Raw genomic sequence first — 7,064 nt, 5'->3', positions numbered from 1 at the left:
GTGCCTATTGGCAATCCGCGCGCACCTTCGAGCCGGCCATCTCACGCGATGAAGCGGCCACGCGTCTGGCCCGCTGGCGCGAAGCCGTCTCGCGCACTCGCGGTTGGGCGTCGACAATGACGCAAGCCGACTGAAGCAGCCCTGTTCCTGTGCGCGGCCAGTGGCTCAACCGCAAGGCGACAAGCGCCCTTGATCTTTTAGAAGCTCCATCAAGGGGATGTGAACGCCTCGCCGCCAGCTTCCTCACCAATTTTCCTCCGTGAGTTTTCCGATCCATTTCCAGTCCGGATGAATCCGTTATCCGGGGTCCTGATACAGAGACGGGCGCGCTTCCTTCGCCTGCTTATACGTCTCTGCCCCCGGCCACCCGTCGGAAAATTGTTCAAGAATGCCCAGAAGCCGCCGAAACATCTCTGCGGGAGGACGCTGTCCGTGCAATTGGATCTACCGTCGTGCTCAGTCAAAGTGCGATTTCTATGCGTAGTTTTTGTACTGGCGCGCCCCCAAAAGCTCACGCGCGCGTTCGCACAGTTCCGACCCCTCAGGAGGATCTGGATCGGCCATCGGAAAAAATTCAGGTCACCTAACTCCGACCATTAGGGGATCCCATGGAAATACACGTTCGCTCGAAACACTTGCCAATGATCTTGTCGCTCCGTGGAAAGGAGTTGCCTCCTGGGGTGTCTGTAGAGATATTACCCATCATGGAGCGCAGAGATATTTCAGAGGCATGGGCTACGGCAATATTCCAAGTTGCCGCGTCAGTACCGTCGACTGTCATTGCAGCACTTCTTGTTAAGTTTCTCACAGATAAGCGCTCCACTGTGATAACCATAAGTCGCAAAGAGGTCGCGCTTGAAGAAGGCGAAATAGTCCGCGTAATTGAGGAATTCGTGCGCATAAAGAAATAGCCAAATTTTTGACGCAACAGTGTTTTGGCGTCTCAGCCCTAAAATGGCGATCGACCTTGCTCCTTCGGTCGCTGGGTGCTGCGCCATGATGCGGCACAGCGGCCGTTGCCTCTACGTTGGGCTTGGTGACGATGACAGTTCTTGAAGCGGCCACACTGGCATTGGCTGTTCTAGGGGCGGTGCTTGGTCTCATCAATACGTGGCATCAGATTGATCGAACGCGAGTAAAACTGAGGATTGTTCCAATGCTCGCGATACCTTATGGGGGCGTAGATAAACAGCTAACCTTTTGTATAGAAATTACGAACCTCAGTGCCTTTGCAGTTACCGTGAAAGAAGCTGGTGTTTTTTACAAAGGCATAGACTCACGCAGTGTGTGCACCCGGCCCGTACTTATCGACCACGGACCATGGCCTCGCAGGCTCGAGTCCCGAGAGTCGGTCACTGTGTATGGTCAGTAGCCGTCCGCGAAGCCGGGGCATCCTCTGAAATGTGCCTATGCCCGTACCACATGCGGCGTTGTACGCATGGGAAGCAGCCCGGCATTTAGGAAGTTCGCTGCCAATGCCGACTAAGTTTTAGCCAAGCGAACGCTTCGTCGGCAAGCCGGCTACGTGCTCCTTACTTCCAGCGTCGGGGTATCTGTGTTCAGACAATTGCCATCATGCTGGTTCTCGTGTGAGCTGTTGAAAAGGCTCCGATTCTGGGTCTTTTTCTCAACAAATGAAGAGGTATAGATAACTATGGCGGAGGCCGTCGTCAGTTCGGTGCGAGAAGTCGCCGAACTTGAGTCGTCAGATGCTGACCTAAAGCGTCGCTTGACCGTAGTGCAAATCCTGAACTGCGCTCGAAGGGACGCTGCGCGATGATGCGGCGCAGCTCTCCTGAGCTTCGATGTTAGATCTACTCAGAGGGAGAGGACGATGGCTATTGATAAGTGCAAGAAGTGCGGTAACGAGGTCAGGTACGGTGCTGCTGCGCGTCCGAAGTGCGCAGGGAAGGTAAAATCACTGAGCATGATCTACGGCACCATTGTTCTTGGTGTCTTCATTCTTGCCATGTTCATTGGCGTCTCTTCCGGTACGAAAAGCAAAGTATCGGTTGGCACACCTGTTTCCGGAGCGCCAAGCGAAGTATTTCATCCCGGTGACGATGTTCTGCTGGTCGTGAGCGAGGGCGTGGTCCTACTCGCCGATAACGAGCAAGCCTACGGAGCGTTTATGAAGCTCGCGATCGCTAAGGACTACTTGGGGATGGCACAGATGGAGGCTAGCGGATCGTTGTTCTCGGTTCCCAGTGGAACGAAGGCAAGAATCATCGACAGAGGCTTTGAGCGGCGCCTTGTCAGAATCATGGAAGGAAAGCATTTCGGAAGGTCCGGATGGGTAGTCCTTTCACTCCTCAAGAAGCCGTAGTCCAACAACGGCTCCAGCGGACCGGCTGCTGAGCCACGGCGTTATCGGCCTCACCTTCGCAGAAACCGCTGATTGGTTTCATATCGATCGACGTTTGCCGTCAGGAAATACAAACGATGCGCTTCAACGGAGCCATCAAATCCTGGAATGATGAACGCGGATTCGGCTTCATCCAGCCGGCTCAAGGCGGGCCGGACGTCTTCGTGCACATCAAGGCGTTCAATACTTTTGCTGGGCGCCCGCAGGTGAATCAGCGCGTGAGCTTCCAGGTAAGGCCTGGCCCCCAAGGCAAGCGGCGCGCGGTCGACGTAGAAGTTATTGGTGTAAAGCGAGCAGCGCGAGCCCCCATGCGCAGGAATCGGACAACGGCTCAACGGGGCAAGGCCAGTCTCTTGCTCATTCCGCTGTTTTCGGTGGGTGGCCGGGAGCGTTGATTGCCCAGCATACGCTGAGGCACAAATCCTCGAAGAGGGAATTCCGTTCGGTCTTCTGGGCCACGGTGGCGTTGAACATCACCGGATATTTCCTGGCCGGCGCATGTATCCGGTCAGTCGCGGGCTAACGACGGGCAAGCGCAACGCCACAACGAACCGGCCACCTGGATGATCACAGGCGGCATTCCGTTATTACCTTCAAAGGCCCCCCGGCGGATACCTGCCGACTTCACATCTCAGTAGACAATCAAGCACCGCGGGGGAGGAGTGTCGGTGCCTGACTGTGTGAACAGTGCGGCGCGCCGGCGCCGGGGCGACGACGGAATCAGGGCAGATGCAGCGGGGCGGGCGGGGTCCAGCCCGGGGCGCGGTGTTCGACGACGACGTGGGTGTAGATGCCGCCGCGCACGTTGAATTCGGCGGTGAGCCGCATGGCGCGCGGGGCGCAGGCGGTGACGAGGTCGCCGAGGATGCGGTTGGTCACGGCCTCGTGGAAGGCGCCCTGGTCGCGATAGGCCCAGATGTACTGCTTGAGCGACTTGAGTTCCACGCAGCGCTGATCGGCGACGTATTCCAGATGCAGCACGGCGAAGTCCGGCTGGCCGGTTTTGGGGCACAGGCAGGTGAACTCGGGCATCCGGATGCGGATGGTGTAATCGCGTTCCGGGTGCGGGTTGGGAAAGGTTTCGAGCAGCGCGGGCGTGGGTGCGCCGGGGGCGGGCATGGACATGGCGTGGCCATCCTAGGCAAAATCGAGCCGAGCATTATATCCCATCTATGGCGAGCCTCTCCGACGTGCCGATCGTTCCATGCGTCTGACTGCCATCCGGCTGGCCGGATTCAAATCCTTCGTCGAACCGACTCTGATCCCCATTCCCGGCAACCGGGTCGGCATCGTCGGGCCCAACGGTTGCGGCAAGTCCAACCTGATCGATGCCGTGCGCTGGGTGATGGGGGAGAGCGCCGCGCGCCATCTGCGCGGCGACGCCATGGCCGATGTCATCTTCAACGGCTCGGGCAGCCGCGCGCCCATCGCCCAGGCCAGCATCGAACTGCATTTCGACAACAGCGCCGGTCGGCTCGACGGGCCGTGGGGGCGCTATCGCGAGATCGTGGTGCGCCGGGTGCTGAGCCGCGACGGCCAGTCGCAGTACTTCCTCAACGACACCCGCTGCCGCCGGCGCGATGTCACCGACCTGTTCCTCGGCACGGGTCTCGGCCCGCGCAGCTACGCCATCATCGAGCAGGGCATGATCAGCCGCCTGATCGAAGCGCGTCCGGAAGAGCTGCGCACGCTGGTCGAGGAGGCCGCGGGGGTCTCGCGCTATCGCGAGCGGCGCCGGGAAACCGAAACCCGCATTGCCCAGACCCGCGACAATCTGGCCCGCCTCGGCGATGTGCGCGAGGAGCTCGGTCGGCAGTTGCAGACCCTGGCGCGTCAGGCGCAGAGCGCGCGGCAGTTCCTGGAGCTGCGCGAACGTCAGCGTGCGGTCGCCATCCGGCTCGCAGCCTGGCGCTGGCGCCAGCGCCAGGACGAGCTCGCCGGGCTCGCGGCCGAGCGCGGGCGGCATGAATCGATTCGGGCCGAACTCGAGGCCGAGCTGGCGCGGGGGGAGGCCGAGCAGCAGCGGCAGGATGAGGCGCGTCTCGCCGCATCCCGGGCGTTCGAGTCGCTGCAGCAGCGCCATTTCACGGTCGGCGCCACGCTCGCCCGCCTCGAGCAGGAGCGCGATCACCAGTTAGCCGCCGCCGCGCGAGCGCGCGCCGAGCATGAACAACTGCGTACCCGTCTGGATGACCTGGGCCGTGAACGGGCGGCGACGGCGGCGCTGGCCGATCAGGCGCAGGCACAGGTGGCCGAGCTGGGCCCACAGCTTGCGGAGCTCGACACCCAGCGGCGCGCGGCGCAGGCGGCGCAAGCCGAACAGGCGGCGCAGCTGAGGCAGATCGATCAGGCGATGGAAGCGGCGCGCGGCGCCTGGGAGCGTCTGCGCCGCGAGCAGACCGGGGCTGCTGCCCAGGCCGATCAGCTGCAGCAACGGCTGGCCGAGTGCGCGCGGCGGCTGCAGCGCCTGCAGGGCGAGGCGGTGCCGGATGCAGCCGCGCTGATGGCGACGGTGCGCGCTGCCGAGGTGGCCCTCGAACAGGCCGCAACGCGGGAGGCCACGGCAAGGATCGCGCTGGAGCAGGCGAGCGCGTCTTGTGCCGGGCAGCGGGAAGTCGAGCAATCGGCTCGGCGCGTACTCGATCAGACGCGAGGCGACTGGCAGCGCGCTCGCGGGCATCGTGCAGCGCTCGAGGCCCTGCGTCGTCAGCACAAGCCCAAGGCAGCGCCGGCGGGACCCGCGGCCCCGTCCGCCGCGGCGCCGCTGATCGAGTGCATGACGGTGACGCCGGGCTGGGAGCGGGCGGTGGAAACCGTGTTGGCGCACTGGCTGCACGCCCAGGTGCTGGACGATCCCCTGACGCATCTGCGGGCGGACACTGATCCGGACGGTCCCGCACTGGCCTGGCTGGATCCCGCCGTACCGGCCGGATGCGCGGACCGCTTGGCGGGACAGGTGCAGGGCGCCGGTGTTCTCGCGCACGCGCTGGCCACCGTGCACCTGGCGCCCGACCTTGCGACGGCGCGCGGCCGGGTGGCCGTGCTGGCGTCCCATGAATCGGTGATCACGCCCGAGGGTTGGTGGCTGGGTCCGGGCTGGGTCCGGGGCGGTCGCGCCAGTGCCGCCGGCGCCGAGGGCGTGCTGGTGCGGGAGCGTCAGTGGCGCGAGGTGTGCCGGGAGACGGCCGAATGCGAAGAAAAAGTGAATGCGGCGCGTGAGGCGCACGAGTCGGCGCTGGCGGCGCTGACCGCGCAGGACGGCGTTCGCCAGACGGCCGAGGGGGCGTTACGCGGCGCCCAACAGGCCCACGCGGCCGCGCGCCACAGTCTGGAGCGAGCCCAGCTCGCGGCCACGCAGGCCGAGGCGCAGGTGGCGCGGCGCCAGCGGGAAGAAGCCGAGATCGCGGAGCAGCAGGCCGCCTTGGACACTGCGGCGGTGCAGGCGCGTGCCGCGCTGGCGGCGTTCGATGAGCGCATCGCGGCGAGCCGGGCAGAGCTCGATCGGCAGACCGGGCGGCGCCGCGAAGCGGCCGATCGCCGCGACGCCCTGGCGCAGGAGCACACGGTGCTCGACCGGCGTCATCACGAACTCAACCTTCTGCTCGAACGGGCTCAGGGCGAGGGGCGTGCTCAGACGCTGCGCCAGCAGGCGCTGCACGCCGAAGCCGAGCGGCTGAGCGTGCGTCTGGCCGAGCTCGAGGCCGATGAAGCCGCGCGCCAAGACCCGCTGCAGGCGCTTGAAACCACGCTCACGGAGGCGCGCGCCGAACGCGAACGCATCGATGCCGAGCTGCGCGGCGCGCGGCGTGAGCTGGAAACAGCGGATCAGGCCCTGCAGCAGCACCGGCTGCACGCCCAAAGCCTCGGCTACCAGATCAAGGCGCAAGACACCGAACTCGAAGCGTTGGGCCTGCGTCATCAGGAAACCCGCCTGCGCAGCGAGGATCTCGCCGAGTGGCTCACGGCGCAGGGCGAGGACCCCGTGGCCGCAGCCGCGCGGCTCGATGCGCGTGACACCGAGGAAAAGCTGGTGGCAGACAGCGAATCCCTTGCCCGGCGCATCGAGCGCATGGGCGCGGTGAATCTCGCCGCCGTCGAGGATCATGCCGAACTGTCCGGCCGGATCGATGGGCTGGAGGCGCAGCATGCCGATCTCACCGAAGCGCTGGAAACCCTGGAATCCGCCATGCGGCGCATGGACCGGGAAACCCGCGCGCTGTTCGCCGAAACCTTCGAGCGGTTGAACGGCGTGTTCCAGGCCACGTTCCCCAAGCTGTTCGGCGGCGGGGAAGCGCGGCTGGAGCTGGAGGGCGACGGCAACCTGTTGCCCGGCATCCGCGTCATCGCCCGCCCCCCGGGCAAGCGCAACAGCTCCATCCACCTGCTCTCGGGTGGAGAGAAGGCGCTGACTGCGGTAGCACTGGTGTTTGCCATCTTCGAGCTCAATCCGGCGCCCTTCTGCATGCTGGACGAGGTCGACGCGCCGCTGGATGAGGCCAATGTCGGCCGCTTCTGCGATCTGGTGCGGGAGATGGCGGAACGGGTACAGTGCATCTTTGTCACTCACAACAAGACCACCATGACGGCAGCCGAACACCTGATCGGGATCACCATGCAGGAGCCGGGGGTATCCCGCATGGTGGCGGTCGATCTGGAACGGGCCAGTGCCTGGGTGGAATCACAGGACAATAGGTAAGCC

General features: G+C 64.1%; 4 protein-coding genes and 1 pseudogene. 4 read left to right on the top strand and 1 reads right to left on the bottom strand.

Annotated features, from left to right (window positions below; all coding sequences use genetic code 11):
• Positions 1–1,834 precede the first annotated feature (1,834 nt).
• The 3 genes and pseudogenes from E4680_RS09835 to E4680_RS14620 form a co-directional block, all read left to right on the top strand.
• The gene (locus tag E4680_RS09835) at positions 1,835–2,326 is read left to right on the top strand and encodes a hypothetical protein (RefSeq protein WP_135282236.1); all 492 of its coding nucleotides are present in this window, start codon (positions 1,835–1,837) and stop codon (positions 2,324–2,326) included.
• Between the two features lie 116 nt (positions 2,327–2,442).
• Positions 2,443–2,760: a cold-shock protein gene (locus E4680_RS09830; RefSeq protein ID WP_205688883.1), complete on the top strand. Its 318-nt coding sequence runs from the start codon at positions 2,443–2,445 to the stop codon at positions 2,758–2,760.
• Positions 2,727–2,888 (top strand): annotated as a pseudogene (locus E4680_RS14620) (DUF1294 domain-containing protein); the annotation flags it as partial. The gene E4680_RS09830 and the pseudogene E4680_RS14620, both read left to right, overlap by 34 nt.
• A 197-nt stretch (positions 2,889–3,085) precedes the next feature.
• Here E4680_RS14620 and queF read toward each other — a convergent pair.
• The gene (gene queF, locus E4680_RS09825; protein ID WP_240696176.1) at positions 3,086–3,490 is read right to left on the bottom strand and encodes a preQ(1) synthase; all 405 of its coding nucleotides are present in this window, start codon (positions 3,488–3,490) and stop codon (positions 3,086–3,088) included.
• Between the two features lie 79 nt (positions 3,491–3,569).
• Here queF and smc point away from each other — a divergent pair, with 79 nt between their 5' ends.
• Positions 3,570–7,061, top strand: coding sequence for a chromosome segregation protein SMC (smc, locus tag E4680_RS09820; RefSeq protein WP_135282235.1), 3,492 nt, complete (start codon positions 3,570–3,572; stop codon positions 7,059–7,061).
• Positions 7,062–7,064 lie beyond the last annotated feature (3 nt).

This window comes from Candidatus Macondimonas diazotrophica, from assembly GCF_004684205.1.
Lineage (GTDB): Bacteria > Pseudomonadota > Gammaproteobacteria > UBA5335 > UBA5335 > Macondimonas > Macondimonas diazotrophica.
This window is presented reverse-complemented; position numbering and strand designations above follow the sequence as displayed.